This is a genomic window from Halomonas sp. M20 (assembly GCF_020622265.1).
GTDB lineage: Bacteria > Pseudomonadota > Gammaproteobacteria > Pseudomonadales > Halomonadaceae > Modicisalibacter.
The window spans coordinates 57,731-83,503 of the sequence record NZ_JACNMQ010000001.1; the positions used below are offsets into that span (position 1 = coordinate 57,731).

Annotated in this window: 25 protein-coding genes; 14 read left to right on the plus strand and 11 right to left on the minus strand. The window is 59.4% G+C overall.

Annotated elements, in window-relative coordinates:
- Nucleotides 1–27 precede the first annotated feature (27 nt).
- Nucleotides 28–1,644: an alpha-glucosidase gene (locus tag H7850_RS00310; protein WP_227367407.1), complete on the minus strand. Its 1,617-nt coding sequence runs from the start codon at nucleotides 1,642–1,644 to the stop codon at nucleotides 28–30.
- 363 nt (nucleotides 1,645–2,007) lie between these two features.
- Between H7850_RS00310 and H7850_RS00315 the strand changes: the two genes are divergently transcribed.
- From H7850_RS00315 to H7850_RS00345, 7 genes are all read left to right on the plus strand, one after another.
- Nucleotides 2,008–3,102, plus strand: a complete 1,095-nt coding sequence (locus H7850_RS00315; RefSeq protein ID WP_227367408.1) for an HlyD family secretion protein — start codon at nucleotides 2,008–2,010, stop codon at nucleotides 3,100–3,102.
- Nucleotides 3,099–4,652, plus strand: a complete 1,554-nt coding sequence (locus H7850_RS00320; RefSeq protein ID WP_227367409.1) for a DHA2 family efflux MFS transporter permease subunit — start codon at nucleotides 3,099–3,101, stop codon at nucleotides 4,650–4,652. The genes H7850_RS00315 and H7850_RS00320 overlap by 4 nt, the downstream gene beginning before the upstream one ends.
- Nucleotides 4,653–4,919: 267 nt before the next feature.
- The gene (locus tag H7850_RS00325; RefSeq protein ID WP_227367410.1) at nucleotides 4,920–5,453 is read left to right on the plus strand and encodes a (2Fe-2S)-binding protein; all 534 of its coding nucleotides are present in this window, start codon (nucleotides 4,920–4,922) and stop codon (nucleotides 5,451–5,453) included.
- Complete coding sequence (locus H7850_RS00330; protein ID WP_227367411.1) at nucleotides 5,450–6,448, plus strand: FAD binding domain-containing protein; 999 nt, start codon at nucleotides 5,450–5,452, stop codon at nucleotides 6,446–6,448. The genes H7850_RS00325 and H7850_RS00330 overlap by 4 nt, the downstream gene beginning before the upstream one ends.
- Before the next feature lie 12 nt (nucleotides 6,449–6,460).
- Entirely contained in the window at nucleotides 6,461–8,662 is a 2,202-nt protein-coding gene (locus tag H7850_RS00335) for a xanthine dehydrogenase family protein molybdopterin-binding subunit (protein WP_227367412.1), read from the plus strand.
- A gap of 43 nt (nucleotides 8,663–8,705) precedes the next feature.
- Nucleotides 8,706–10,892 (plus strand): tRNA(Met) cytidine acetyltransferase TmcA, encoded by a 2,187-nt coding sequence (locus tag H7850_RS00340; RefSeq protein WP_227367413.1) that lies wholly within the window; start codon nucleotides 8,706–8,708, stop codon nucleotides 10,890–10,892.
- 26 nt (nucleotides 10,893–10,918) lie between these two features.
- Nucleotides 10,919–12,397 carry an aminoacyl-histidine dipeptidase gene (locus tag H7850_RS00345; protein ID WP_227367414.1) on the plus strand — a complete coding sequence of 493 codons (1,479 nt, stop codon included), beginning with the start codon at nucleotides 10,919–10,921 and terminating at the stop codon, nucleotides 12,395–12,397.
- A gap of 9 nt (nucleotides 12,398–12,406) precedes the next feature.
- On the opposite strand, the gene H7850_RS00350 is transcribed toward H7850_RS00345, so the two are convergent.
- From H7850_RS00350 to H7850_RS00360, 3 genes are all read right to left on the minus strand, one after another.
- Complete coding sequence (locus H7850_RS00350; protein WP_227367415.1) at nucleotides 12,407–13,513, minus strand: App1 family protein; 1,107 nt, start codon at nucleotides 13,511–13,513, stop codon at nucleotides 12,407–12,409.
- Between the two features lie 144 nt (nucleotides 13,514–13,657).
- On the minus strand, nucleotides 13,658–14,221 hold the full coding sequence (locus tag H7850_RS00355; RefSeq protein WP_227367416.1) for a type 1 glutamine amidotransferase domain-containing protein: 564 nt from the start codon (nucleotides 14,219–14,221) through the stop codon (nucleotides 13,658–13,660).
- A 203-nt stretch (nucleotides 14,222–14,424) separates the two neighbouring features.
- A complete protein-coding gene (locus H7850_RS00360; protein ID WP_227367417.1) occupies nucleotides 14,425–14,898 on the minus strand; it encodes a Dps family protein in 474 nt (157 codons plus the stop codon).
- Between the two features lie 229 nt (nucleotides 14,899–15,127).
- Between H7850_RS00360 and H7850_RS00365 the strand changes: the two genes are divergently transcribed.
- Nucleotides 15,128–15,712 (plus strand): hypothetical protein, encoded by a 585-nt coding sequence (locus H7850_RS00365; RefSeq protein WP_227367418.1) that lies wholly within the window; start codon nucleotides 15,128–15,130, stop codon nucleotides 15,710–15,712.
- 5 nt (nucleotides 15,713–15,717) lie between these two features.
- Nucleotides 15,718–16,080, plus strand: a complete 363-nt coding sequence (locus H7850_RS00370; RefSeq protein WP_227367419.1) for a hypothetical protein — start codon at nucleotides 15,718–15,720, stop codon at nucleotides 16,078–16,080.
- Nucleotides 16,081–16,096: 16 nt separating this feature from the next.
- Here H7850_RS00370 and H7850_RS00375 read toward each other — a convergent pair whose 3' ends face one another.
- On the minus strand, nucleotides 16,097–16,522 hold the full coding sequence (locus tag H7850_RS00375; protein ID WP_227367420.1) for an HIT domain-containing protein: 426 nt from the start codon (nucleotides 16,520–16,522) through the stop codon (nucleotides 16,097–16,099).
- An 80-nt stretch (nucleotides 16,523–16,602) separates the two neighbouring features.
- Between H7850_RS00375 and H7850_RS00380 the strand changes: the two genes are divergently transcribed.
- From H7850_RS00380 to H7850_RS00390, 3 genes are all read left to right on the plus strand, one after another.
- On the plus strand, nucleotides 16,603–17,349 hold the full coding sequence (locus H7850_RS00380) for a sulfite exporter TauE/SafE family protein (RefSeq protein WP_227367421.1): 747 nt from the start codon (nucleotides 16,603–16,605) through the stop codon (nucleotides 17,347–17,349).
- Between the two features lie 114 nt (nucleotides 17,350–17,463).
- Entirely contained in the window at nucleotides 17,464–17,589 is a 126-nt protein-coding gene (locus H7850_RS00385; RefSeq protein WP_227367422.1) for an entericidin A/B family lipoprotein, read from the plus strand.
- A 119-nt stretch (nucleotides 17,590–17,708) separates the two neighbouring features.
- Nucleotides 17,709–17,840: an entericidin A/B family lipoprotein gene (locus H7850_RS00390; protein WP_227367423.1), complete on the plus strand. Its 132-nt coding sequence runs from the start codon at nucleotides 17,709–17,711 to the stop codon at nucleotides 17,838–17,840.
- Nucleotides 17,841–17,941: 101 nt separating this feature from the next.
- Here H7850_RS00390 and H7850_RS00395 read toward each other — a convergent pair whose 3' ends face one another.
- Genes H7850_RS00395 through H7850_RS00410 form a run of 4 tightly spaced genes read right to left on the minus strand, consistent with a single transcriptional unit; the run spans nucleotide 17,942 to nucleotide 21,922 of the window.
- Complete coding sequence (locus H7850_RS00395) at nucleotides 17,942–18,697, minus strand: ABC transporter permease (protein WP_227367424.1); 756 nt, start codon at nucleotides 18,695–18,697, stop codon at nucleotides 17,942–17,944.
- Complete coding sequence (locus H7850_RS00400) at nucleotides 18,697–19,791, minus strand: ABC transporter ATP-binding protein (RefSeq protein WP_227367425.1); 1,095 nt, start codon at nucleotides 19,789–19,791, stop codon at nucleotides 18,697–18,699. Before H7850_RS00400 ends, H7850_RS00395 begins: the two co-directional genes overlap by 1 nt.
- On the minus strand, nucleotides 19,788–20,948 hold the full coding sequence (locus H7850_RS00405) for an ABC transporter permease (protein ID WP_227367426.1): 1,161 nt from the start codon (nucleotides 20,946–20,948) through the stop codon (nucleotides 19,788–19,790). Before H7850_RS00405 ends, H7850_RS00400 begins: the two co-directional genes overlap by 4 nt.
- Nucleotides 20,949–21,004: 56 nt before the next feature.
- Nucleotides 21,005–21,922 carry an ABC transporter substrate-binding protein gene (locus tag H7850_RS00410; protein WP_227367427.1) on the minus strand — a complete coding sequence of 306 codons (918 nt, stop codon included), beginning with the start codon at nucleotides 21,920–21,922 and terminating at the stop codon, nucleotides 21,005–21,007.
- 208 nt (nucleotides 21,923–22,130) lie between these two features.
- Here H7850_RS00410 and H7850_RS00415 point away from each other — a divergent pair, with 208 nt between their 5' ends.
- The gene (locus tag H7850_RS00415; protein WP_227367428.1) at nucleotides 22,131–22,451 is read left to right on the plus strand and encodes an I78 family peptidase inhibitor; all 321 of its coding nucleotides are present in this window, start codon (nucleotides 22,131–22,133) and stop codon (nucleotides 22,449–22,451) included.
- A 30-nt stretch (nucleotides 22,452–22,481) separates the two neighbouring features.
- On the opposite strand, the gene H7850_RS00420 is transcribed toward H7850_RS00415, so the two are convergent.
- Both H7850_RS00420 and H7850_RS00425 read right to left on the minus strand, forming a co-directional pair.
- Nucleotides 22,482–23,084, minus strand: coding sequence for a LysE family translocator (locus tag H7850_RS00420; protein ID WP_227367429.1), 603 nt, complete (start codon nucleotides 23,082–23,084; stop codon nucleotides 22,482–22,484).
- A gap of 140 nt (nucleotides 23,085–23,224) precedes the next feature.
- Nucleotides 23,225–24,457, minus strand: coding sequence for an EAL and HDOD domain-containing protein (locus H7850_RS00425; RefSeq protein WP_227367430.1), 1,233 nt, complete (start codon nucleotides 24,455–24,457; stop codon nucleotides 23,225–23,227).
- A 248-nt stretch (nucleotides 24,458–24,705) separates the two neighbouring features.
- Here H7850_RS00425 and H7850_RS00430 point away from each other — a divergent pair, with 248 nt between their 5' ends.
- Nucleotides 24,706–25,749, plus strand: coding sequence for a hypothetical protein (locus tag H7850_RS00430; RefSeq protein WP_227367431.1), 1,044 nt, complete (start codon nucleotides 24,706–24,708; stop codon nucleotides 25,747–25,749).
- Nucleotides 25,750–25,773: the final 24 nt, after the last annotated feature.

Below are 25,773 nucleotides of genomic sequence, written 5' to 3' on the forward strand. Positions count from 1 at the left end.
ATTGATTAAATCGGCCCGTGGCAGCTATCAGTCTAGGTTGAAGAAACAGGCCTGATAAGGCGGCAAGCGTAGTTCATTCCCCTGCCGTTCGATAGTGAAATCGTGATTCTCGAGCTGGTTGCCGAGGTTCATCGATAGCTGTGTCGATTGGTGTTCGCCGGTCAAGTTGAAAATGCACAGCAGACGCTCGTCTTGCCCCTGGCGCACAAAGCCCAGTAGCTGCTCGCCCACGTCGAGCAGGTGGATATCGCCATCCACCAGCGCCGGATGGGCCGCGCGGAAACGCAGCATGCGGCGCACCGCGTTGAGAACGGACCCCGTATCCTGCTGTTGACGGCTAATGGCAAGGGCCAGGTGGCGCGGGTCCGTCGGCAGCCAGGGCCCCACCTGGGAGAAGCCGCCATGCTCGATGTCATTCCAGGGCATCGGCGTGCGCGAGCCGTCCCGACCCTTGAACTCTGGCCAAAGCACCTTGCCGTAGGGGTCCTGAATATGCTCGAAGGGAACGTCGGATTCCGGCAGCCCCAGCTCCTCGCCCTGATAGAGACAGACGCTGCCACGCAGAGAAAACAGCATCGACAGTGCCACCTTGGGGTAGGCGAAGGGGTCCTGATCGACACCCCAGCGAGAGGCGCTGCGCACGACATCATGATTGGATAGCGCCCAGCAGGGCCAGGCATCTCCGGCGATGCGTTCGAAACGGCGGATGACCTCGCGAATATAGGCCGCCGAGTTAGGGGCGTTGAGCAGGTCGAAGGTATAGGCCATGTGCAGCTTGTCACCGCCCGCCATATACTCCGCCATGCGTTCGAGCGGATTGTCGTCGCCAATTTCGCCCACCGTGGTAGTCCCGGGGAACTCGTTCATCAAGGCACGCAGCTCCTGGAGAAAACCAATGTTTTCCGGGCGGCTGATGTCATACTGATGACGCTGCCAGGTATAAGGGTTGCTGTCCGGGGCGCCCAGGGTCTTGCTTTCGTGAGCCGCCACCGGGGGGTTGTCGCGCAGCTCGGCATCGTGAAAGTAGAAGTTGACCGTATCCAGGCGAAAGCCGTCGACACCGAGTTCCAGCCAGAAGCGCATGTTGTCGAGCTGGGCGCCACGCACCTCAGGGTTGTGGAAATTGAGATCCGGCTGGCTGGTCAGAAAGTTGTGCAGATAATACTGCCGGCGACGGGAGTCGAAGGTCCAGGCCGGCCCGCCGAAGATCGAAAGCCAGTTGTTGGGTGGTGTGCCGTCGGGTTTGGGATCCGCCCAGACGTACCAGTCCACCTTGTCATTGTGGCGGTTCTGACGGCTTTCCTTGAACCAGGGATGCTCGTCCGAGCTGTGACTCACGACTTGGTCGATGATGATCTTGAGGCCCAGTGCATGGGCGCGGTGCAACAGGGTCTTGAAGTCCTCGAGGGTGCCGAACATCGGATCGACCCCGCGATAATCGCTGACGTCGTAGCCGAAATCCAGCATCGGCGAGGTGAAAAAGGGGGACAGCCAAATGCCCTCCACCCCGAGGCTCGCCACATAGTCGAGGCGACTGATGATGCCGCGCAGATCGCCGATTCCGTCACCGTTCGTATCCATGAAGCTGCGTGGGTAGATCTGATAGATGACGCCACCGCGCCACCAGGTAAGATTGTCTTTCATCTACACTCGCTGTTTTTCAATGTTGTGGATGACATGCCAATGGAGGTTATCAGCCCACATGCAGTGAAGAGTAGGGTGAAGCCGATAGCGCTGAGTATTGGTTCTCGAGATTGATTATAAATGCATACATGGGTCGTCTTATTCGGCAATAAGCGCAGATTTATAACGGGATATGCTGCGTCTATCGAGGTCGGCTTGCGAGTAGCGCTTCGATCCTGTACATAGACGAACAGCGACGACCGACAGCTGGGTTGTTGATGGGCTGATAGTCGCTGTCGCAAACAGGCTAGCCAAGTTTCAATGGATTTATGACGATGATCGCTGTGGCGGTAAGTACGGGCAGTAAGCATCTAGGGAGCAGGCATGAAGAAGGGCATGAAGATGACGATGGCGGCGATCGTCGTGGTAGCCCTTGTCGGCCTGATTTGGTTAGGCATTCATTGGTGGTTGACCAGCCGTTTTATCGAAGAGACCGATAACGCTTACGTACACAGCGATAGTGTCGCGCTGCGTCCGGAGCTCTCGGCCCGGGTTGTCGAGGTGGCGGTAGATGACAATCAGCCGGTGCAAGAAGGTGATCTGCTGGTGCGGCTGGATGCCGGCGATATTCGCGATCGAATAGCCGAGGCAGAAGCCCAGCAGTCCGTCGCGGCGGCCAATATCATCGAGGCACGTCGACAGGTCGATCTGCAGCAGGCAGCCATCGATGAAGCCCAGACCCAGGTCAGCGCCGCGGAAGCGGACGTGCAGCAGGCGCGTCAGAATCTGGAGCGCTCAACCTCCCTGGAGTCGCGTCAATACGCTTCGCGGCAGCAGCTCGAGGATGACCAGACCGCGCTTGCCATCGCGCAGTCGACCCTGGCCATGCGCCGCGCGAGCGTCGTCTCCGCCAATCGGCAATTGACCGTCGCCGAAGCCAGTGTCGACAGCGCCAAGGCCAACCGTGAGGCAACCACGGCGGAGCTGACCTACGCGCGCAATCAGCTCGACAAGACCCGCCTCTTGGCGCCACGCAGTGGCGTAGTTGCCAATGTCGATGTGGAGGCCGGCGATCTGGCTCAGCCATCGATGACGCTGATGCAACTGGTGCCGATCGAGTCCGCTTACGTCATTGCCAACTACAAGGAAACCCAGATTACCCGCATGCGCACCGGCCAGCCGGTGGAACTCGAGGTCGATGCCTATCCCGGTGTCCCATTCGAAGGCGTGGTTGAAAGCCTGGCACCGGCCACCGGCAGCGAGTTCAGCCTGCTGCCGAGAGACAACGCCACCGGCAACTTCAACAAGATCGTGCAGCGGGTGCCGGTGAAGATTCGAGTTACCGGGCCGGTTCAGGCGCTTGATCGCCTGCGGGCCGGGCTCTCCGTGGTGCCTCGGATCGATACCCGAAATCTCGATGCCAGTCCCAAGCTGCACTCCGATACGGGTGAGCAACCTGAGGCAGCCCCTGCCTCGTGAGTGATGCAGTAGCATCCACGCCGACCCACGCCGTCAGCGACATGCCGCCCTGGATCCAGCGATGGGGCTTCATCGCGGCGGTGTTCGGCATGTTCATGGCGATTCTGGACATCCAGATCGTGGCGAGCTCCCTCAATGAGATACAGGCCGGCGTCTCCGCCAGCGACGACGAGATCTCCTGGGTTCAGACCTCCTATCTGATCGCCGAAATCGTCATGATTCCGCTGTCCGGTATGCTCACCCGTATTCTCTCGACCCGTATTGCCTTCGTCATTTCCAGTGCCGGCTTCACCTTGGCAAGCCTGGGCTGTGCCCTGGCAGGCAGCATCGAACAGCTGATCGTGCTGCGAGCCATCCAAGGCTTCATGGGGGGTGCGATGATCCCCATCACTCAGGCGATCAGCTTCTCGATCTTTCCGCGCCGGGTAATGGGCAGCGTGCAGGCAGTGATCGGCATGGTAGTAACCATGGCGCCCTCCATCGGACCCACGGTGGGGGGCTATATCACCGAGTTCGCCAGCTGGCACTGGCTGTTCCTGGCCAACCTGGTTCCCGGCATTATCGTGACCTGGGCGGCTTGGAAGTGCCTTGATATCGACAAGGGCGATCGCGAAGCGGCGCGACGGCTGGACATATTTGGTTTGACGCTGTTGGCGATCTTTCTGGGCAGTCTCGAGTTCGTGCTGGAGGAAGGCCCGGGAGATGACTGGTTTGCCAGCACCTTGATCCTGACCATGACCCTGATCTGTGTCGCATCCTGCATCGGCTTCTTCTATCGCACCCTGAGCGTCGATCACCCCATCGTCGATCTGCGTGCCTTCGCCAATCGCAACTTCGCCCTGGGGGCGGGGCTCGGCTTTGTCATCGGCATCGCGCTCTACGGGCTGGTCTATATCATGCCCCTGTTCTTCGGCTATGTGCGCGGCTATTCGAGCCTGCAGATCGGCGAGGTGATGTTCGTCACCGGGGTGGCGATGTTTCTCGGCGCGCCATTGGTCGGCAAGCTGTCCAACCATATGGATCTGCGGGTGCTGCTGTTCATCGGCCTGGCCCTGGTGGGTATCGGCACGGTAATGAATGCCAATCTGACCGTGGAGTCCGGGTTCTGGCAATTCTTCTGGCCCCAGGTGGTACGCGGGATCGGGCTGATCATGTGTTTGATTCCCGCCTCACGAATCGCCTTGGGCACGCTGCCGCTACATGAGGTAGGCAACGCCAGCGGCTTGTTCAACGTGATGCGCAATCTTGGCGGCGCCGTAGGGCTGGCGCTACTGGACACGGTGCGCGACATTCAGGGTGATTATCACTGGAATCAGCTGATTCCGGCGCTGAATACCGGGCGCGCCGCGGTTGTAGAGGAGCTGGCGCGCTATCAGGCGCTGTTCGAAGGCCACGTGGCCGATCCTTACCGCAGCGCCGTGGCCATGCTGGGGCAGCGTGTTTCGTTGCAAGCGGAAGTGCTGGCCTTCAACGATATCTTTCTGTGGCTGGGGCTGATCTATCTGCTTTGCGTGCCGTTGGTGTTGTTGCTCAAGCGTATCGATGCCTGAAGAATTACTGCCTAAATGCCTGCGCGAACGAATTGCTGCATTGCACGGTGCTGGTGCGCCAGCCCGGTCGAAAACTCACCTGACCCCATGTTATGTCTCGTATTCTGCGCTCCGTGCGCCTTGCACCTCATTTCGCTCGGCTATTTATTCAGCAATTCTTAAAGTGTTCATAATTTGTTCTATTCCCGTTATTCCCCTAAGTTTGATAAAGCCCGGTGAGCGAACCGTGACGCTCGCCAGGCCAATAGCAACGATAAGGAGATGGCTATGAAGGAGTATTCCACGCCGGCTGAGGCAGTGGACGCCGAAACGACGGTGACATTGACCGTCAATGGCGAGACGCGCCAACTGGCGATTCCCCCCAACGTGGTATTGCTGGACGCGCTGCGCGATCGACTCGGCCTCACCGGCACCAAGAAAGGCTGCGATCATGGCCAGTGTGGGGCCTGTACGGTGCATGTGGACGGCCAGGCGGTCAATTCCTGCCTGAAGCTGGCGGTGATGTGCGAAGGCCATGAGGTGACTACCGTGGAAGGCCTGGCAAGCGATGCGGGGCTGCATCCGGTGCAGCAGGCCTTTCTTGAACAGGACGCCTATCAGTGTGGTTTCTGCACCCCGGGGCAGATGATGTCCGCCACGGCATTGCTCGAGGATGAACGCATCGGCACCGACGATGCGGCGGTGCGAGAAGCGATGAGCGGTAATATCTGCCGCTGCGGCGCCTACAAGAATATTCTTGCCGCTATCCAGAGCGCCAGGGGCCAGTCTCCGTCTGCGCAACAGGAGAGTGAGAACCCATGAGATCCTTTGCCTTCTCCTCTGCCGAGAACATCGAACAGGCGGTTTCTGCACAAAGCGATAACGCTGGCGAAGGGGCTTATATCGCTGGCGGCACTACCCTGATCGACCTGGTCAAACTCGATGTGATGCGCCCCGCTCAGGTCATCGACCTCAATGGTTTGCCGCTCAAGGAAGTCGAGCAGCTCGACGACGGTCGGCTGCGCATCGGTGCCCTGGTCAGCAATACCGACCTGGCCCACCATCCGCTGGTGACAGAGCACTATCCGCTGCTCTCCCAGGCGCTGCTCTCTGGCGCCTCCACTCAGCTGCGCAACATGGCCACCACCGCCGGCAATATCATGCAGCGCACCCGCTGCCCCTATTTCCGCGACGTCGCGGCGGCCTGCAACAAGCGTGAACCCGGCAGTGGCTGCGATGCCCTGGAGGGCGTCAATCGCATGCACGCGCTGCTGGGTACCAGCGAACACTGCATCGCCACTCATCCATCGGACATGTGCGTGGCCATGGCAGCCCTGGGCGCAACCTTGACCCTCGAAGGGCCCAATGGCAGTCGCGAAATCGCCTTCGGTGATTTCCACCGGCTGCCCATGGATCGCCCCGATCTCGAACACGAGCTCGAGCCGGATGAACTGATTACCCATATCACGCTGGATACACCGGTAGTCGGCGGCGGCTCGCACTATATCAAGTTGCGCGATCGGGCCTCCTATGAGTTTGCCCTGGCCTCCGCGGCAGCGGTGGTGGCCATCGAGGACGGCGTGATTCGCGACGCGCGGCTGGCCCTTGGCGGGGTTGCCACCAAGCCTTGGCATGCAGTGGAAGCCGAACAGGCGCTCACGGGTCAGCCGGCCAGCAACGAGAGCTTTGAAGAGGCAGCGGAGATCGCGCTAGCAGAGGCCGTGTCCCGAGAGCACAACGCCTTCAAGGCGCCGCTGGCACGGCAAGCCATCGTTCGCGCGCTTAAACACGCTACCCAGGCGGCCATGAACAGCTAAAGGATTGCGAGTATGGACACACAGATCATCGGCCATCGCACCCCCCGGGTGGATGGTGAGTTCAAACTGACTGGCCGGGCCGACTATGCCGTCGACTGGCAGGCCCAGAACATGCTTTACGGCTATCCGGTGCCGGCGAGCATCGCTCATGGCGCTCTCGAAAAACTGCACTTGGACGCCGCGCGAGCCATGCCCGGAGTGGTGGATGTTTTTCATCACGGTCATTTTCCCAGGCTGTATCGCTCCCCCAATAGTCCGACGCATCAAGATCAGGTCAGCGAAGTGCGTCTGCCTTTCGAGGACGAGCGCATTCACTACGACGGCCAGTACATCGCGCTGGTGGTGGCGGAGAGCTTTGAGCAGGCCCGAGCGGCGGCCCATGCGGTGCAGGCCGACTATCGTCAGGAATCCGGTGTGATAGCGACCCTGCTGGATACTGATCAGGAAGGACGCTTACTGGAGTCGGAAGGTACCTCCCGGGGCGACCCTGAAAAGGCCTTCGATGAGGCGCCGGTCAAGATCGATCACACCTATCATATTGCCGCCGAAAGCCACATGCAGATGGAGGTGCACGCGACCCTTGCCGAGTGGCGAGACGAGCGGCTGATCGTGCATGAATCGAGCCAAGGGGTGGTCTATCAGCACAAGGCCATGGCCCGTATCTTCGGGCTGCCGGATGAGAGTGTCGAAGTCGTGTCTCACTACATCGGCTCCGGTTTCGGCAACAAGCTATTCATGTGGCCCCATGCAGTGGCGACCGCTGGCGCCGCACAGATGCTGGGGCGCCCGGTCAAGACGATCCTGCCCCGGCAGCAGGACATGGAAAACGGCGGCAACCGGCCGGCGTCCCGCCAACGTCTGCGTCTGGCCGCCGACCGGGACGGCACGCTGCTGTCGATGCTTCACGACAGCACCACGGAAACCTCCTTCGTGCATAGCTACGTAGACTCTCTGGGGTCGGCGACACCGAGCCTGTATGCCTGCGACAACGTGGCGATCAGCCAGCGCCTGCTGGAAGTGCATCACGGCACGCCTTGCCCCATGCGTGGCCCAGGAGAAACGTCAGGTATTTATGCACTTGAAACCGCCCTGGACGAGTTGGCCGCAGAACTGGAAATGGATCCGCTCGAACTGCGCCGACGCAACTATGCCGATCAAGACCCGGCCTCCGAGCTGCCCTGGTCAAGCAAGCATCTGGACGACTGCTATACCGGCGCCGCCAAGCGCTTCGGCTGGGAGCGCCGCGACCCCACCCCGGGCGCCATGCGCGACGGTGACGAGATCATCGGCTGGGGTATGGCGACCGCCTCCTGGCCAGGGCTACGCATGCCCTGCGCCGCTCGGGTCGAACTGCGCGACGATGGCAGCGTACTGGCGGCCTGCGGTACCCAGGATATCGGCACGGGTACCTATACCATCGTCGCCCAGACGGTGGCGGAGCTTTCCGGCGTGGCTCTCAAGGACATCGAGGTACGCCTGGGGGAATCCACCCTGCCGGCAGGGCCGCTTTCCGGGGGCTCCATGGTGACCGCCACCGCCTTGCCCGCGGTGGCCGCGGCGCTGCGTAACGCTTTCGACGCCTTGAAGGAAGTCGCCACCGGAGAAGGCGGCGCGTTCGAGGGCATTGACCCGGAAAGCCTCGAAATCGAAGGCGGGGCCTTGAAAGACGGTCAGGGAAAGCGAGTCAGTTTTGGCGAGATTCTGAGCGAGCAGAAACTTGGCAGCGTCAATGGCGAAGGTCAGGCAGCGTCGGGAGATGAAAAGGGGCAGTATAGCTTCCGCTCCTTCGGCGCGCACTTTGTCGAGGTGCGCTGGGACCCGGGTATCTCACGGCTGCGAGTCGCCCGAGTAGTCAGCAGCATCGATATCGGCCGGGCGATCAATCCGTCCGCGGCGCGCAATCAGGTCGAGGGCAGTATCGTCATGGGTATCGGCATGGCGCTGACGGAAAAACTCGATTACGACCCCCGGGATGCGCGGCTGATCAACAACAACTACGCGGACTATATCGTGCCCTGCCATGCGGACATGCCGGAGATCGATGTCGAACTGCCGGACAACCCCGATTACGCCTTCAACGAGTTTGGCGCCCGTGGAGTGGGGGAAATCGGCTTGACGGGTATCGCCGCCGCCATCGGCAATGCGGTCTATCACGCCACCGGCAAGCGTATTCGGGATCTACCGATCACGCTGGAAAAGGTAATGGACACCTGACCGGAACTGGCGCCGTCGTCGCTCATGGCGCATTCTGTGGGCCATGAGCGATGACCTCCTGACAAACCTGAATCAACTGATTGATAGGCTCGGTGCGCGACGCCACCGAGCGCTACTGTGGCTCAGCGGCATCGAGCGGGAAACTTTTGCGCGGGCGCTGCGGTTATGGCGAGCCCGGGCGTGGCAGGCGCCTTTATGGCTGGGGCCAAACCCGCCGGCGGAAGACATTGCCGCGCTGCCCATGGCCAAGGTACGTACCCGGCTGGGCGGCGAGCAGGATCTGGTGGTATTCGATGCACTATCAACGGATAGCGGCTTCGATCCGGATGCCTTCGGTGCCGTCTCCGGCACCCTGCGGGCCGGCAGCTTGCTTGTGCTGTTGACGCCAAGCGTCTGGACGCAAGGTGCTCCCCAGCCAGATGCGGATTACGCGCGCCTCGCCGCCTGGCCTTATCAAGCCAGCGAATTGAGCACGCGCTATCTTGCTCGGCTGGCACGGCGACTTGCTTCATCTCCCCAGGTGGTGTACTGGCCAAGCGGTCAGCCCTTTCCAGAGTCGAAACTGCCGCCCATCACAGCCGAGCATGCCGCCAAGAGCGATGACGCTGACTGCCTGAGTGCGGATCAGGCGGAGGTGGTCGATCGCTTGATACGCTTGCGTCGTCGGCGGCCCCTGGTGCTCAGCGCCGATCGGGGCCGGGGCAAGAGCGCGGCACTCGGCATCGCGGCGGCCCGGCGCCTGCTGGCCAGCGAGCGTGAGCTTTGGATCACCGCACCGCGTCCGGCGGCAGTCGAGCCGGTGTTTGAGCGGCTTGCGGCGCTGTTGCCTCAAGGGCGGCGAGAGGGCAATAGATTCCAAGTGATCATCGACGGTGAGCATGCCGAGGTTCGCTTTATCGCTCCGGATGCGCTGCTTGAAGCCGTGCAATCCGAGCGCATCGATTCGCGTTCGTCGCCGACTCTGTTCGTCGACGAGGCGGCGGCGATCCCGGCCTCCTTGCTGGGTCGTTGGCTCACCGCATTTTCGCGCATCGCCTTCGCCACCACCGTGCACGGTTACGAAGGCACCGGGCGCGGGTTCCAGCTGCGCTTTCGCGCCCGGCTCGATCGGCAGACGCCGGACTGGCGAGAACACCATCTGCGTCAGCCGATTCGCTGGGCCGAGAATGACCCATTGGAAACTCTGACTCGGGAGTTTTTGCTGCTGGATGCCGAACCCGCCGAGGACGGGCATGCCGCAAAGGCATTGAAGAACTACGAATGGCGCCTGATCGACCTTGACCGCGTAGCGCTAGCCGAAGACGAGGCCGCCTTGAGCGAACTGTTCGGCTTGCTGGTGCAGGCGCATTACCGCACCACCCCGGCGGATCTACGCCAACTGCTCGATGCCCCGGATGTACGATTGATTGCCGCCTATGCCGGCGATATCTGCCTCGGGGTCTGCCTGGGCCAGCTGGAAGGCGGCTTCCCCACGGAGTTGGCAACGGCGATTTACCACGGCGAGCGTCGCCCCCGCGGGCATCTATTGGCTCAGTCATTGGCTACCCACGCCGGTCAGCGTGACGCGGCTCATGCGCGCTGGTGCCGTATTCTGCGTATCGCCGTGCATCCGGTCGCGCGACGCAAAGGAGTAGGCCGTAAGCTGATCGAACATCTTGGCGAACGGATGGAAAGCGAAGGCGTCGAGCGATTAGGGGTCAGCTTTGGCGCCGAAGAGAGCCTGATCGCCTTTTGGCGCGCTCAGGGCTTCGTCTCGCTGCGACTCGGTCTTTCTCGGGAGGCTTCAAGCGGCGAGCATGCGTTGATGATGGGGCGGGCGCTCAGCAAGCAGGCCGAGGGTTCGATCGAGAGTTCGAGTCGAGACTTTCAGCGGCTGCTGCCCAATCTGCTGGCCTTCGATCTCAAGCGCATCGAGCCGGATCTGGCGGCGTCATTTTTATGGGAAGGGCCGGTGCCCGAGATCGATGAAGATGATGTGGCGCGCGTCGCGTGGTTTGCCGAAGGAGGCGGGGAGCTTGCGTTGGTGCGCCCCTGGCTTGCCAAGGCGTGGCTGGCCTGGTGGCGAGACATGCCTTGCGAATCGTCAGAGGATGAAGTCAAAGAGCTGGTGGCGCCACTGTTTCTGGGAGATGAGTCAACGGCCCAGCAGGAAGGACGAAAAAGCCGGCTGCGCCGTTGGCGCCTATTGACCTTGCGCTTGTATGATCATCATAGGTCGCGCAATCGTTGAGCGTTATTTCAAGCAGGGAAACTACCGTGAACGAACATCTGGAATCATTGGCGCCGGCCATTGTCTGGCGCCATTTTCGCACGCTGTGCAACACGCCAAGGCCCTCCGGCCATGAGGCCGCGTTGGTGGCGCTCATCGAAGAGTGGGCCGAGAAGCACGGTCTTTCCCACGAACGGGATCAGATCGGCAATCTACTCGTTCGCAAGCTCGCCTCGCCGGGATGCGAACAGGCGCCGGGCATCGTGCTCCAGGGGCATCTGGACATGGTGGCTCAGGCCAACGCGGATCATCCGCATGACTTTACCCGGGACCCGCTCGACACCTATGTCGAGGATGGCTGGCTGTATGCACGGGGCACGACGCTCGGCGCCGACAATGGCCTTGGCGTCGCGGCAGCGTTAGCGGTGTTGGAAGACGAATCGCTGCGTCACGGCCCCCTTGAAGCGCTGTTCACTCTCGAGGAAGAGTCCGGCATGGGCGGCGCGCTCAATCTGGCGGAAGGCTGGCTTGAAGGGCGCTATCTGCTCAATCTCGACTCCGAAGATCGGGGCCAGGTCTATATCGGCTGTGCCGGCGGGGCGGACGTGCTGGTCTCCGCGGACCTGCCGACCAGTCCGTTGAAGGATGACGAGAGCGTCTGGCAGCTGGCATTGACCGGGCTGGTCGGAGGCCATTCGGGTATCGATATTCACAAGGGGCGTGGCAATGCCAATCGCCTGCTGGTGCGGGCGCTGCGCGTGCTTGAACCCTATGGTGCGCGACTGATCGACTATCAGGGTGGGACACTACGCAACGCGTTGCCGCGAGAGGCGTTCGCCATGCTGGCCCTGGACGCAGACGAAAGTGAAGCCGCCCAGGCACGGCTAGCCGAGTTGCAGTCCGAACTCGCCGCCGAGCTGGCCGGTGTCGATGATGGCCTGAGGCTGTCCCTGGAAGCGGTGGCTTCGCCCCCGCAGGAAGCATTGACGAGTTCCGCCAGTCATTTGCTGATTGACGCCCTGCACGCCGCACCCTACGGGGTGGAGCGCATGAGTGTCGAGGTGCCTGGGGTCGTGGAAACCTCCAACAATCTGGGCGTGGTGACGCTCGAGAAAGGGCGTTTCGAGCTCTGCGCATTGGTGCGTTCACTGCGAGACAGTGCAACCCAGGACATGGCGGATCGCTTTCGCGCCCTGTTCGATCTGATCGGCGCCACTACTCGGGTCGAGAACGCCTATCCGGGCTGGACACCGAACCCTGATAGCCGCCTGCTAAAGCGCTTTCGGGAACTGCACCAGCGCCGTCTGGATGTCGAGCCCGAGGTCAAGGTCATTCATGCGGGGCTCGAATGCGGCATTCTCGGTGGCAAGTATCCGGCACTCGACATGATCTCCTTCGGCCCTCAGATTCGCGGCGCGCATTCCCCCGATGAGCGCGTCGAGGTCGATTCCGTAGAAGAGTTCTGGGGCCTGTTGCGTGCGCTGATCGAGGAGCTGGCTGAGGAATCGGCCGAGAGCGAGGCGTGATCGAGCGATTCAATTGCCGCTGGGCGCCTGGCGTACCGCCTGGAGCCCAGCGGCGGAAATGAGTTCCTGATCGAAAGCGTGCTCGGCCATGCTGACGCTATCTGCAGCCAATAGCAGCGAACAGCCAGCGTCGATGATCTCCCGGCCCAGGGCCTCGATCTCTTCGTGGCGAGAAGCATCCTGATTGACGCTGCGAATATAGATCGTCTTTATGCGACCGGGATACTCCCGCACGATGCGGGCATAGGTTTCCGGGTCGTGTTGACCGCTGTCGCCGATCAGCACGAAAGGCAGGTCGTCGTAGAGCTCGAGCATCTGCTGGATCAGGTTTGCCTTATGGTCTTCCGACTTTCGCGGTAGCGGGCGCTGCAAGGTCAGGCCCCATTCCCGCAGAAACAGGATCGGTCCGATGGGAATGTTATTGCGCTGAAAGAACTCTTCAAGCACTTCATAGATGCTCCAAGGGCCTCGTGACACATAAAGCAGTGGCCGTCTTCTCTGACCGTCGGCGCCGACGAAAAGCGCTTGATAGAGCTCTGCGACGCCGGGAAAGGCGACGCGCTGGTGGGCCTTGCGAAAGAACAGCCGATACATCATCTTCAGCTTGTTGGCGACCCCGGTATACATCACGGTATCGTCGATGTCGCTGATGACCACCAGATCCACCTCTGCCGGCGGTATGTAGATATCCACCTTGGCGCAAACGGTACGCTCATCGCGCATGACGATATCGAGCGTGCCCGTATGCCAGCTCTGGTCCGGGGCCAGCGATTTGCTCAAGGGTAGGTGAATATCGAAATACCCGTCCCGGTCGGTAGTTACCTGGGTTCGGTTGCCTTCAACGTCGAGTGTAATCTCTACATGCTTGGCGCCCCAGCGTAGCATCCGGCGAAAAACGTCGACGATGTCTCGATACAGGGTGCCTTCCGGCGCCGGTAATCCGATACGCAATTGCCGAAACACGCGTCCCATGACGAATACTTCGCGCTGGGAACCGTAGCCGCGATAAGCGTTGACCACGATACCACCATGGCCCTTGTCCGATTTCATCGGGCGCGCCAGGACATGCAATAGCTTTCTTAGCGCCTTGCTGATCGGGCGTGGGGTGTGCGGCATGGGTGGCTCTCCAGACAAGACAGGTAATTAACCAAGCATACACAAAAACGCCTGTCTCCCGGAGGAGACAGGCGCTAAATCGAAAAAAGAACAATTAAAAGGGACTAACAATAAGAACTAATCAACAAGAATCATGCGAATCGATCAGGCACTTTGACCTGAATGACGTCCTTCGTTGATCTCTTCGACCAGCTTATGGCAGAACGCATCGAGATCGTCCGGCTTGCGGCTGGTAACCAAGCCCTTGTCGACCACGACCTGCTCATCGACCCATTCGGCACCCGCATTCTTGAGATCTTGAGAAACGGAGGGGTAGGAGGTCATCTTGCGACCATCGACGACACCTGCATTGATCAAGATCCAGGGCGCGTGACAGATGGCACCTACCGGCTTGCCGGCCTCGAAAAAGTGGCGCACGAAATCCAGCGCCTGGTCGTTCTGACGCAGCGTGTCCGGGTTGAACAGACCACCTGGCAACATCAAGGCGTGATAGTCGGTGGAATTCGCATCGTCGAGGCTTTTGTCGACCTCATAGGTCTCGCCCCAGTCGGTCTCTGCCCAGGCACGAATGCCTTTGGTATCCGGCGCGATGACGTGCACCGTTATGCCTTGATTTTCCAGCTTGGCCTTGGGTACCGACAGCTCCGACTCTTCGAAACCGTCGGTGGCGAGAATGGCGACGCGTTTACCTGAGGATTGTTGGCTCATGCTACCTCCTTGCGGCATAGTGGCTAACAAATTGACTTGGCACGATATATCGCGTGCTACCCATTAATTTGGGGTCGTCAGTGAGCGAGTACAAGGTGTCAGACGTTTCAAAATGTAAGCCATGGATTTTGAAAGCTATTCACCTTGATACTCGCCCTGGTATTCGCTCGGGAGTGGCACTGGATCGATGATCAATCCACGGCTCAGCCGAGATAGGCGTTCAGCATCCACACGGTCTTTTCCTGCTCGCGAATATAGTCGCCAACCATGGAGGCGGTGCCTTCGTCGTCTGCGTCCGATGCCAGACTCAGAATCTCACGCTGCAGCTCGATCAATGTCTGATAGCCGGCAAGAATACCGCGGACACAAGCATCGCCCTGATGAACGTGCTTGTCTTCTTCGATCGCTGCGCGCTGTACATAGTCGCTATAGGCATGCAGCGGTTCATAACCCAGCGTCAGAATACGCTCGGCAACTTCATCGACCTTGGTCAGCAGATCCGTGTACTGCTCTTCGAATTTGGCATGCAGTTCGAAAAACTGCGAGCCTTTCACGTTCCAGTGGTAGCCGCGAACATTCATGTAGAAGATCTGATAATTGGCCAGCAGGATGTTGAGCTTGTCAGCCAGTTGCGTAGCGCTGCTTTCGTGCAAGCCGATTGCGTTGATGTCGGACATGAGTACTCTCCACGTTTAGATTTGATGGATGCCAGCATAGGGTATTCATTTCAAAATAAAAAACCAATCATGTATATATATTTGATAGAACCTGACTATTTGTTGTCCAATGGTTTCGGATGCTGAATCTGCTTGGGTTTGAACCAACGTTCTTTCATCTCACGGTTGCGGCTATGCTTTGAGAAATAGCAATCCCCTTGCAACCCGTCATGAACCGTAAGGAAGCGTCATGTTTCAGCCGACTCGTTTATTGCTACCAATACTTCCCGTCATCGCGCTTGTATTGACCGGTTGTCAGTCATTGGCGCCTGCGGACCCGTTGGCGAGTAATGCCGAACCACTGCCTGCCCCCTGCACCTGGACCCGCAACGATCAGGCCTCTCAGGCACTCTGGCTCAGGGCCACGGTGGAAGCCCTTGAGGCTCGGGACTATGCCATTCGCCACACGGATACCCAGCTGGGCCTCGTCAGTGCCGAACGCAGAACACGCCAGCCAGGGCTGGGTGCCGTGGACAGGCCTATCCTGGGAGGCAGTTCGGTATGGGGTAGCGTCGGTCGTGGCTCCGGCTTCTCGATAGGATTCGGAACGGGATTCGGCGGCGGTGTTGGCGGCGGATATTATGACGATCCCATCGAGATCGAACGCCTGTCGGTGATCATCGACGAACAGAACGTCAGCATCACTCGGGGGGCCAGCATCGTCGATCCCGGCGGTTACGTGGTGGATTCCCGCTCACGGAACCGTGGTGAATTCTGCCGTGAGCTCAGCGCCTCCATCGAGTCCCGGGTGCGGGTGTTGGAGAATCAGCAATGAGGCGCATGGCTGCCGCCGTTGCACTACTGATCTTGATGACGGCCTTGTTGACCGGATGCGCCAGCGCGCAAAGGACGCTGCCGGAGCGACAGATTACCCTGGAGGCCACCAGCGAGCAGGTGTTGAATGCCGGGCTCGATGCGCTGGTCGAACGCGGCTTCGTCATTCGCTTCGCCAATACGGCGCTTGGGCGCATCAATGCGGTATTTGCCGGTCGGCCGGGCTATGAGGTGCGCTTGACCACCAACGCCATTCCAACGGGTACCCGACTGACGCTGTCGGGTCACCAGGGCGGGCGTGCCATGGAGCCTCAGCGCTTCGATTCGTTGCTGGCGGCAATCACCTCCCGCCTTGAGAGCGGGCGGTAAGTGGTACTCCTGATAATCAATCGTCGTCGAAAATGGACGCTATCAGGGCGAGAAGGCGATCATTTATCTCCTCTAGTGCCTCTCGAGAATAAGGTCGTGGCGTGCCTGCGCCCCACACCGGCCCTGGCCAGGCGTCGTCGCCCTGACGTCTAACAATGACGTGAAGATGCAGTTGCGCCACCAGATTGCCCAGAGTCGCCAGGTTGAGCTTGTCTCCACCGAGCGTTTCCTGCATCCCGCGTCCCAGCATCGTGGCTTCCTGCCACAACCGCGCTTGCTCGCTTTCCTCGAGTTCGTAGACTTCGCGTATAGCGGCACGACGCGGCACCAGTATCACCCAGGGAAAGCGGGCATCGTTCATCAGGCGCACCTGGCATAATGCCAGATCCGTTACATGATACGTATCCGCTTCCAGGCGCGGATGAAGGCTAAAGTCGCTCATGGGACTCCTGGGGTAGTGAACGAAAAAATCCGAGATGACATCATCAGGGAAGCGGCAAGAACGAACAACAAGGAGAGAGAATGACCCTGCTCGAGGCATTTGCGCTGGTGGCGATAGGAGGCGTTGCCGGTTTCATCAATGTGCTGGCCGCGGGTGGCTCGATGCTGACCCTGCCACTGCTGATGTTTCTGGGCTTGCCGGCTCAGGAGGCCAACGGTACCAACCGGGTAAGTATCGTGCTACAGAGCGTGAGCGCGGTCGGGAGCTTCTTTCGTTCCGGCGCCCGGGAAATTGGTATCAGTCTGCGGCTTTCGCTCCCGGCGGTGGTCGGCTCCCTGTGCGGTGCCTGGCTTGCTCTGCAGGTATCGGATGCGCTATTTGAAGCGGTATTGATCGTGGCGATGATTGGCGCCTCGATCATGATGCTGCTCCCTCAGCCCAAGCTCGATACCCGTGCTCTAACCCCGGAACGCCTGACGCCAGCTGTCTATCTCGCCATGTTTTTCATCGGCTTGTATGGCGGCTTCATACAGGTCGGTGTCGGAATACTATTCATCGTGGTGCTCTATCGATTGCTCAAGATCGACCTGGCTCAAGTGAATGTGTTCAAGGTTTTTATCATTTTGATCTACACATTACCGGCGCTTTTATTGTTCATGATCAACGATCAGGTGCGCTGGAACTATGGTTTACTGCTGGCGCTGGGCAGCATGAGCGGTGCCTGGTTGGCGGTGCAGGTCAACATGGGGCCGCGCGGTGCTTATTGGGTCAAGCGTCTGACGCTCGTGGTCATCGTCGCCATCGTTGTACGGCTGTTGTTCTTTTGATCCACGAACGAAGGTTTGCCCTCTTGCGGTGACGCGGTACTTGAGAGATAACAGATGTGGGTCGGCTCGTTTTCCAATCGCGTCTTCGCTTTATCGAATCAGGAGAAGAAGAACATGAAACATGCGTTGTTGCTGTCAGCGTTGCTGCTGCTGGTATCACTGGCCGGATGCAATACCATGCGAGGATTCGGTGAGGATATCAGCAAGGTGGGATCGGAAATCGAAGAGGCAGCGAACTAGGCAAGTACTTGTATCTGAATGTGCGTAACCAATCGCTACCTGATAGGCTTTGCAGGGATGGTAAAGTAGCCATTCTATTGTTGTAGAAGAAAATTAATCTATCGTTCAAGGAGAGCAGGATGAAAAAGTTTATGATGCTGACGTTTACGCTACTCGTTAGCGCCAGTGTGCTGGCCGGATGCAACACTATGGAAGGCGCTGGCGAAGATATCGAGCGAGGCGGTGAAAAGATTCAGGATTCCGCCAGCTGAATCAGTTAGTCAATTCAGTTTGCCGCTCGGTAACCCTGGGCGGCAAATTCTGTGCTCATCAATCGGCTAATATACTTCTATCCCGGAACTCGCCCTGAGAGCTAATCTCCGACACTGAACCGCCGTTCCAGACGTTCGAAGAACAGATCCGTTACGATCGCCAGCAATCCCACCAGTACCGCTCCCTGGATCACGTAGGCAATGTTGTTGCCCACCAGCCCCGCGATGATCGGTGTGCCCAGACTCTGCGCGCCTACCGTCGAGCCAATGGTGGCAGTACCGATGTTGATGATGACCGACACCCGCACCCCGGCGATGATTACCCGCATGGCCAGGGGCAGTTCGACGCGAAACAGAACCTGGCTGCGGCTCATGCCGGTGCCCTTGGCTGCCTCCAGGGTGGTAGCGGGTACAGTGCCGAGTCCGGCGATAGTGTTCTGCACCACCGGCAGCAGTCCATAGAGCGTCAGTGCCACGATGGTGGGTATGAAGCCAAAGCCTGCCAAGGGTACGACGATGGCAAGCACCGCTGCCGGCGGAAAGGTCTGCCCGATAGCGGCCAGGGAGGACACCAGCGGCTCGAATTCCCGGCCATTGCGCCGGGTCACGAAAAGTCCGGCCCCCACGCCGACGCTGACGGAAATGATCGATGACACCAGCACCAGCAATAGGTGATCAAGGGTCAGCTGCAGAAAGCTTTCACGGTCGTAAAGCGGCGATCTCAAATCCGGAAAGACCCGCTCGAATAGCGGCTTAAGCTCTTCCATGAAGAGCACCAGGGCCACCAGCAGGGCACTGAGTGCGACCAATAGCCAGGTGCGGGTCTGCGTTGGCGCGCGCAGGGTCACGGCTCTCATCACTCTTGCCCCAGGGCTTGCTGCCCGCTGGGCTCATGCCCCATCACGCCTTGCATGGCCACCTCGCCGATCAGACGCTCCTCGTCATCCAGTACCGGCAGCACCAGTACGCGAAACCAGACCATTCGCGACAGCGCTTCTTTCATGGTCATATCCGGGGTTGCACTCCACTCATGGCTGACCTGGATGCGCTGTTCGCTTTCATCCGCATGCAAGCGTCCGCCATGCAGGCACAGCGGACGCCCTTGGGTATCGACCTCCCAGCCATGTGCCACCGAGGCGCGATCGTGATCGAAGGATGCGGGTTGCTTTAGAATCGCGGCGGGTTGCTGATACTGATGCACCCAGCGCCGAGACAGCAATTTCAGACCCAGATCCGCCTTACCAATGAAGCTGCGCACGAAGTCGTCCGCGGGTTGAGTCAGAAGTTCGATGGGGCGATCGTACTGCACCAGTCGTCCGGCATTGAGAATGGCGATGCGGGAAGCCAGCTTGAGCGCTTCGTCCATGTCGTGGGTAACGAAGACGATGGTCTTGCCGGTCTGCTGATGAACCCGCAGCATCTCGTTTTGCAGCACGTCCCGAGTCAGAGGGTCGACGGCACCAAAGGGCTCGTCCATCAGCAGCACTTCCGGGTCTGCCGCCAGCGCCCGGGCAACCCCGACCCGCTGGGCCTGACCGCCGGAGAGCTGGTGCGGGTACTTGTCGCGAAACTCGCCGGCGTCCAGGTGAAACAGATTCAAAAGCTCATCGACCCGCTCCGAGGTACGGGATTTGTCCCACTTGAGCAGACCGGGGACCACGGCGATGTTCTCCGCCACGGTCCAGTGCGGGAACAACCCCGTCGACTGGATGGCATAGCCGATGCGCCGACGCAGCTGTTCCGCCGGCAACTCCGTGACATCTTCCTCCCCGAGGAAAATACGCCCCCGGCTCAAGGGAATCAGACGATTGATCATGCGCAGCGTGGTGGACTTGCCGCAGCCCGAAGGACCGATCAACACACCGAACTCGCCGCTTTCGATGCGCAGCGAGACATCCTTGACCACCTCCTTGCCGGCATAGGTTTTGGTCAATCCTTGTAGCTCGATCATCGGGCCCCCGGGGGTCTGCTCAGTACGACTAGAATCTGCAAAAGAAAATCCGCCACCACCGCCAGGGCGATGGTGGGTATCGCCCCCAAAAGCACCAAATCGATGGCGTATTGCCCAAGCCCCTGGAAAATAAAGGCGCCGAGCCCACCCGCGCCGATCAAGGCAGCTACCACCGTCAAGCCAATGGCCTGCACGGTGACGATGCGAAGTCCGGCGAGAATCACCGGCAGGGCCAGGGGGATCTCGACCCGCCACAGGATCTGGGTGGAGGTCATGCCCATGCCGCGAGCTGCTTCCAACGTCGTGGCGGCGACGCCATCAAAGCCGGCATAGGTATTGCGTACGATGGGCAGTAGCGCGTACATGATCAGCGCGATGATGGCAGGGGTGGCGCCGATGCCCTTGATACCGAATTCCCGCAGTAGCGGGAATGCCTCGCTCACTGCTGCCAAGGGGGCTACTAGTAGCGCGAACAAGGCAATCGAAGGAATCGTCTGGAAAAAGTTGAGTATGCCGAAAAGCGCGCCCCGAGTACCGGCGCGGCGATGGGCAAGCAAGCCCAGCGGCAGGCCGATTGCCAGCGCCGGACCCAGGGCCGAAGCGACCAGACGCAGATGCGCGATGAACTCGTCCGCGAACTGATCGCGATTGTTGGCATACTCGTGCATGATCGCCAGTCCATCGAGATGCCCCGAGACGAACAGGGCCGCCACGATCACAACGAGTATCAGCGTATAGAGGCCGCGCAGCCCTAGATGGGTATGCAGCCGCTGGAAAGCATCGAGCATCATCAGGACCGGACAGAAAATCAGGATCCAGAAGGCGGCGCCCTGGGAGACCCGCGCCGAAGCCGAGGCCTCCTGCAGCGTACGGGTGGCATAATCCCCCAGCCCGTAAAGCACCAGCACCAGCCACAGAGGAGCCGCGATCAGCGTCAGATAGTGCGCGCCCGGTGAGGAAAACGGGCGCGTAAAGGCACACAGCGCCAATACCACGGCCAGCAGAACCAGCGTGATCCACTGCCAGGGTCGTAGCGCCACGATCAGGTTGACCGGCTCTCCCGACACAAGCCGATTAGGCGCCATGGCGACGAAGGAAAGCAATGCCGCGCCGAGGATCGCGGCGATCACCAGTGTCAGCAAGACACGATTTGCCACCAGACTTCTTGTCCTTCCATTGGACACTTGCGTCGACAACACCGTGGGTCGAATCCTTATTTCAAGAAGTCATTCTCTTCGAGATAGTCCTGGGCGACCTGCTTGGCTGGCTGACCATCGACCTGGATACGACTATTGAGTTCCTGCAGTGTCTCGCGATCCAGGGATTCGAGAACTGGTGTAAACAACGCTTCGAGCTTGGGATTGTCATCCAGAACCGGCTTGCGAATGACCACCGTCGGAGCATAGACCATCTGCACGCCCTGGGTATCGTCCATGACTCGTAGCCCGGCGGGCTTGATGGCGCCATCGGTGCCATAGACCATGGCGGCGTTGGTACCGCTGGTGCCTTCCGCGGCGGCGCGAATGGTCGCGGCGGTGTTGCCACCGGAAAGCACCAGCAGCTGATCCTGATTCAGCTCGAAATCGTAGGCTTGCTGGAAGCTGGGTAGCGCGGCTTCGCTGTCGACGAATTCGGCGGAGGCCGCCAGTTTTACTTCGCCACCCTCATTGATCCACTTGCCGAAGTCTTCCATGGTCTTGAGGTCGTTCTTCTTGGCCAGATCCTCGCGCAGAGCGATGGCCCAGGTATTGTTGGCCGGCGACGGGGGCAACCAGACCAGGTCGTTCTGTTCGAGATCCATCTGTTGAATCTTTTCGAACCCCTTGTCGTGATCCTTCCAGGCAGGATCATCGGTGGTATCGGTGAAGAACGCGCCGTTGCCGGTGTATTCCGGGTATAGATCGATCTCGTTTTCGACCAGCGCCGTACGCACGATGTTGGTCGGCCCCAGTTGCAGCTTGTTGTCCACGGGGTAATCGCTGTTTTCCAGCAGCGCGATCACCATGTTGCCAAGCAGGGCGCCTTCGGTGTCGTTCTTGGACGCAACCCGTAAAGGGTCCGCGGCCAGTGCCGAGTTCAGGGTCAATGTGGCCCCAAGGGTGATACCGATCAAGCTGGCGAACCTGAGCATAAGTTTCCATCCTTTTTGGCAATAGCGATTCAAACGCGAAAAATATCCATATCGGGCCGAAGCGATTTGCTTGATGTGGCCGTCCTTGTCCTGCTCGACACCCAGACTAGCCTATCCTGAGCGGGAAAGACCACTATTCGATAGCGTGACAATCAACACGACATTAACGTTATATGCGTTTAATGTGTTGCAAGAAAAGGAGAATACGATGATCAGAAACTTGATATCCGGAGTGTGCCTGGCAGCGTTGGCGTCTGGTTGCGCGAGCGGTCCCGCACCGGAAGACGCGCCGCGACCCCCGGACATGAGCGAGCCGGGCAATCGTGAACAGTGCGATACCCGTTCAGTACAAAGCTATATCGGGCAAAACTACAGCGATGCCCTGCGCCAGATTCTCACTTCGCAAAGTGATGCCGAGAATGCGCGAGTGCTGGAGCCGGGGCAGCCCTTTACCCTCGATTACCGCCAGGAGCGGTTGAACATCTACCTGGATGATGATGGCCGCATCAGCGACCTGCGCTGTGGCTGAAGCGTGCTATCGCGAATGCATGAAAATATTTTAGCCGAGAATAAACACGACACAAGCGGCGGTCATCGCGCCCATGGCGCCATTGAAGATGCGCCAGCTACGTTCGCTGCGCAAGAGCCCGCCAATGGCCATGCCGAACCCCGCCCATAGCGAAATGCAGGGCAGTGAGATCAGCTCTGAAAAGCCGGCAAGCAAGAGGGCGTTCAGCAAGGTACTCCCGCCTTCCGGCAAGAAGCCGGCCATCAACGCCAGACCCATGACCCAGGCTTTGGGGTTGGCGAATTGGAAGCCAGCGGCCTGCCAAAAGGTCAATGGGCGCCCCCTGCCTTGGGTGCTCAAGTCCGGTGGGGGCGCATTGGCAATTTTCCAGGCCAGATAAAGCAGATAGAGGCTGCCAATAATTTTGAGCAGGCTCTGAAACAACGGATAGCGCTCGAACAGCAGGCCAAGTCCCAGCGCAATCGCCGAAAACAGCACGAAGCAGCCGATTATGATGCCCAGGATATGGGGCAGGGTGCGCCAATAGCCATAGTTGGCCCCAGAGGCCGTGAGCATCACATTGTTAGGCCCCGGTGTGATGGTCATCGAAATTATGTACAACGCCGCCGGCCCCAGAAACGCCAGACTTTCCATTTTTGTACCCGTGCAATTCAAGTGCAACAACTGAAAGGAGTCTTTATTTAAACGCGAAAGAGTGTACTCACAGGCGGGTATAGAGCCACCCTGTGGGGGTCTCCTCCGACGGAATATGTCGTTGATTCATTAATGCAGGGTCATGAGAAACCATCGCTTTTCTCGAAGGCGTGCTGCTGAGCCTGGCTGACCTTTTCCGGGGTCAAGCCGTGTTTGGCTAGAGTCGACCAATCGAGATCGTCAAGATCGCCATATTCGAGTAGCAATGTCGTTGACAGCATCAGTCCCATGACGCCTTGCTGCTCGAGAATGGCGTCTTTAAGTACCTTTGGCAATGGCAGATTGTAGAAGATATCCTCCGGCGAGCTTTTGAAGAAAGCGCCCAGGATGGAAAACAATCCCACGGTAAACCCGGAGATGGGCTCCTCGTCGAGATAGTCTGCCAGCCCCTGGCACAGATGGGCCCGGTTCAAGGCAAGGCGCTGCAGCGCATGGGGGGCGTCGTCCAGTTTGCTCAGTGCCAGCACGGTGGCCAGATTACAGATGCGGCGCTCGCTCAGCGCGTCGATAGCCATCGAGGAGGAAGTCACTTCCTCGCGACAGTGGTAGTAGCTGCTGTTGATGACGTTCAAGAGCTCTCGCTTCAGGAAGGCGTCGTTGTCGATAGTCCTGGCGAGTTCCTCCGCATTGGCATCGATGCGATTGAGCTCGGCAAGTAGCTGCAGCAGCGTGAAATGCGCATCCGGTAACCGCTCACTCAGCACCTTCGTGGGTCGAGCCAGATAATATCCTTGGAAGAGATCACAACCCGCCTCTTGGCAAAGCAGGAAATCTTCCTGGGTTTCAATCTTTTCGGCGAGCAGCGTCAGGTCAGGGTAGTGATGGCGAAGCTCTACCACCAGTGCCGCGAATTCCTCGACGCTGTAGTGCGGGTAGTCGAGCTTAACGATATCGGCGAAGGCCAATAGCGGATGACTGGCTTCCTTCAGGCGGTAGTCGTCAAGGGCAATGGCGTAACCCCGTCTCTTGTAATCCTTGATGGCGGCGATGACCTCGTCGCTTGCCTCCACGGTCTCGAGAACTTCGATGACGATATCGCCTGGTGCAAAGGGGATTTCCGCTTTCAGAGCATTGGCTGTGAAGTTGATATAGGCCGGCGTCTGCTCGCACACCGTGTGGATATCGGTGTGGGTGAATGCATTGCGTAACACCTGGCGGGTGGCCAGGTCGCCATCGAACGGCTCGGTCAGCGCTTCGGTTCGGGGACAAGGGCGAAACAGCAACTCGCAGCCGGCAAGCCTGTTCTGGCGGTCATAAATCGGTTGCCGTGCAAACAGTACGGTGGTCTCTGGGGCTTCTTCGTTTTTATTCATGAAGGAAAGCTCGGTAATAGAATAGCGCCGGATCAAGCGATGGTTGCTACAAGGCGGATGCGGTCGGCTTGGCTCTGCTATAGGCAGGAATAGTTAGAAAACAGCACTGTCAATGTATATAAGACCGTGCTGTGCCGTCACGCTAGCCGAAGTATAACTTGGGTCGCATTTTTGATCATGCGCTCCGACTTGCATTCGAGATAGCGAGCCCGCAATTTTAGAGGTAATCCGTCAATCAAGAGGTATCCATGACCCAGGCCACCATTCTCTCCCACGGTACGATGCACTGTTTTCCTACCGGCCTACGGGATGAACAGGACAAGCTGGTCAACGTCGAGGTTTCGGCGGTGGTCTACGATGGCCAGCGCCTGATTCTCGCCAGCGATAAGCCGATTCCCGGCGCCGAACGCTCGGCGGTGTTCGCCATGGATATCAGCGATCAGGGCATCCCCGATGACACGACCCTCGAATATTTCACCGCCGAGGCCGTTCAGCGAGCCACCAAGTACGAGGACTTCGCCTTGACCGCGGACGGCAAGCACGTATTGGCGACCACCGGCTTCGATCGCATTGACGCCGAGAGCCACGACCTCAACGACTACAACCACCTGCTGATCTGGCCCCTAGGCGAGCCGGGTAAGGTGCAGACCGTCGACCCCGACCCGCGGGACGGCGTCGAGGGCTCCCTGGAGCTGCGTCTCAAGCTGGATAAGGCTATCGGCACGCCCTATTACAAGATCGAGGGGTTGGCGGCGATCCCCGGAAAGTTGGGCGATGGCCTGCTACTGTTCGGCGTGCGTGAGCAGGGTGATGCTCACGATGACTTCGACTACGTCTGCCGGGTGGTGGGGGCGCATTACAAGATCAATGAGAGCGACAACCTGGAGTTCGTCGACGAGCTGCGCAGCTTTTACCATTTCGATCCGGGTCAGTTCGAGAAAGTGCGCCATGTCTGCGGGCTATCGAGCCTTGAGTATGACCCCTACAACGACCGTCTCTATCTGCTGACCAGCTTTGAGACCGAGGTCGAGGGTGTGGAACATATCGGCGGTTATCTGTGGGTCATGTCGCTTGAGGATTTTGCTGCCAATGAGTTACCAGCGTTGGTCACCGATACCAAGGGTGCGCCCTTGGAGTTCGAACACAAGGCCGAAGGACTGGCGGTATTGGACAAGACCCGGCTGTTCGTCGCCTATGACAACGATCGGCATATGGGTTTGGGGAACATCGACGAGCGTGACGAGCGCCATGCCTGTGAGGCGCCCTATACGCTATTGGAGATGCGAGGCTGAACTGGAACGCATGACTGAAAACGC

Excerpts from the sequence above, each read along its gene's own strand:
- H7850_RS00310 (WP_227367407.1), bottom strand. The coding sequence starts at position 1,644 with ATGAAAGACAATCTTACCTGGTGGCGCGGTGGCGTCATCTATCAGATC.
- H7850_RS00315 (WP_227367408.1), top strand. The coding sequence starts at position 2,008 with ATGAAGAAGGGCATGAAGATGACGATGGCGGCGATCGTCGTGGTAGCC.
- H7850_RS00325 (WP_227367410.1), top strand. The coding sequence starts at position 4,920 with ATGAAGGAGTATTCCACGCCGGCTGAGGCAGTGGACGCCGAAACGACG.
- H7850_RS00330 (WP_227367411.1), top strand. The coding sequence starts at position 5,450 with ATGAGATCCTTTGCCTTCTCCTCTGCCGAGAACATCGAACAGGCGGTT.
- H7850_RS00335 (WP_227367412.1), top strand. The coding sequence starts at position 6,461 with ATGGACACACAGATCATCGGCCATCGCACCCCCCGGGTGGATGGTGAG.
- H7850_RS00340 (WP_227367413.1), top strand. The coding sequence starts at position 8,706 with ATGAGCGATGACCTCCTGACAAACCTGAATCAACTGATTGATAGGCTC.
- H7850_RS00350 (WP_227367415.1), bottom strand. The coding sequence starts at position 13,513 with ATGCCGCACACCCCACGCCCGATCAGCAAGGCGCTAAGAAAGCTATTG.
- H7850_RS00355 (WP_227367416.1), bottom strand. The coding sequence starts at position 14,221 with ATGAGCCAACAATCCTCAGGTAAACGCGTCGCCATTCTCGCCACCGAC.
- H7850_RS00360 (WP_227367417.1), bottom strand. The coding sequence starts at position 14,898 with ATGTCCGACATCAACGCAATCGGCTTGCACGAAAGCAGCGCTACGCAA.
- H7850_RS00365 (WP_227367418.1), top strand. The coding sequence starts at position 15,128 with ATGTTTCAGCCGACTCGTTTATTGCTACCAATACTTCCCGTCATCGCG.
- H7850_RS00370 (WP_227367419.1), top strand. The coding sequence starts at position 15,718 with ATGGCTGCCGCCGTTGCACTACTGATCTTGATGACGGCCTTGTTGACC.
- H7850_RS00375 (WP_227367420.1), bottom strand. The coding sequence starts at position 16,522 with ATGAGCGACTTTAGCCTTCATCCGCGCCTGGAAGCGGATACGTATCAT.
- H7850_RS00380 (WP_227367421.1), top strand. The coding sequence starts at position 16,603 with ATGACCCTGCTCGAGGCATTTGCGCTGGTGGCGATAGGAGGCGTTGCC.
- H7850_RS00385 (WP_227367422.1), top strand. The coding sequence starts at position 17,464 with ATGAAACATGCGTTGTTGCTGTCAGCGTTGCTGCTGCTGGTATCACTG.
- H7850_RS00390 (WP_227367423.1), top strand. The coding sequence starts at position 17,709 with ATGAAAAAGTTTATGATGCTGACGTTTACGCTACTCGTTAGCGCCAGT.
- H7850_RS00395 (WP_227367424.1), bottom strand. The coding sequence starts at position 18,697 with ATGAGAGCCGTGACCCTGCGCGCGCCAACGCAGACCCGCACCTGGCTA.
- H7850_RS00400 (WP_227367425.1), bottom strand. The coding sequence starts at position 19,791 with ATGATCGAGCTACAAGGATTGACCAAAACCTATGCCGGCAAGGAGGTG.
- H7850_RS00410 (WP_227367427.1), bottom strand. The coding sequence starts at position 21,922 with ATGCTCAGGTTCGCCAGCTTGATCGGTATCACCCTTGGGGCCACATTG.
- H7850_RS00415 (WP_227367428.1), top strand. The coding sequence starts at position 22,131 with ATGATCAGAAACTTGATATCCGGAGTGTGCCTGGCAGCGTTGGCGTCT.
- H7850_RS00420 (WP_227367429.1), bottom strand. The coding sequence starts at position 23,084 with ATGGAAAGTCTGGCGTTTCTGGGGCCGGCGGCGTTGTACATAATTTCG.
- H7850_RS00425 (WP_227367430.1), bottom strand. The coding sequence starts at position 24,457 with ATGAATAAAAACGAAGAAGCCCCAGAGACCACCGTACTGTTTGCACGG.
- H7850_RS00430 (WP_227367431.1), top strand. The coding sequence starts at position 24,706 with ATGACCCAGGCCACCATTCTCTCCCACGGTACGATGCACTGTTTTCCT.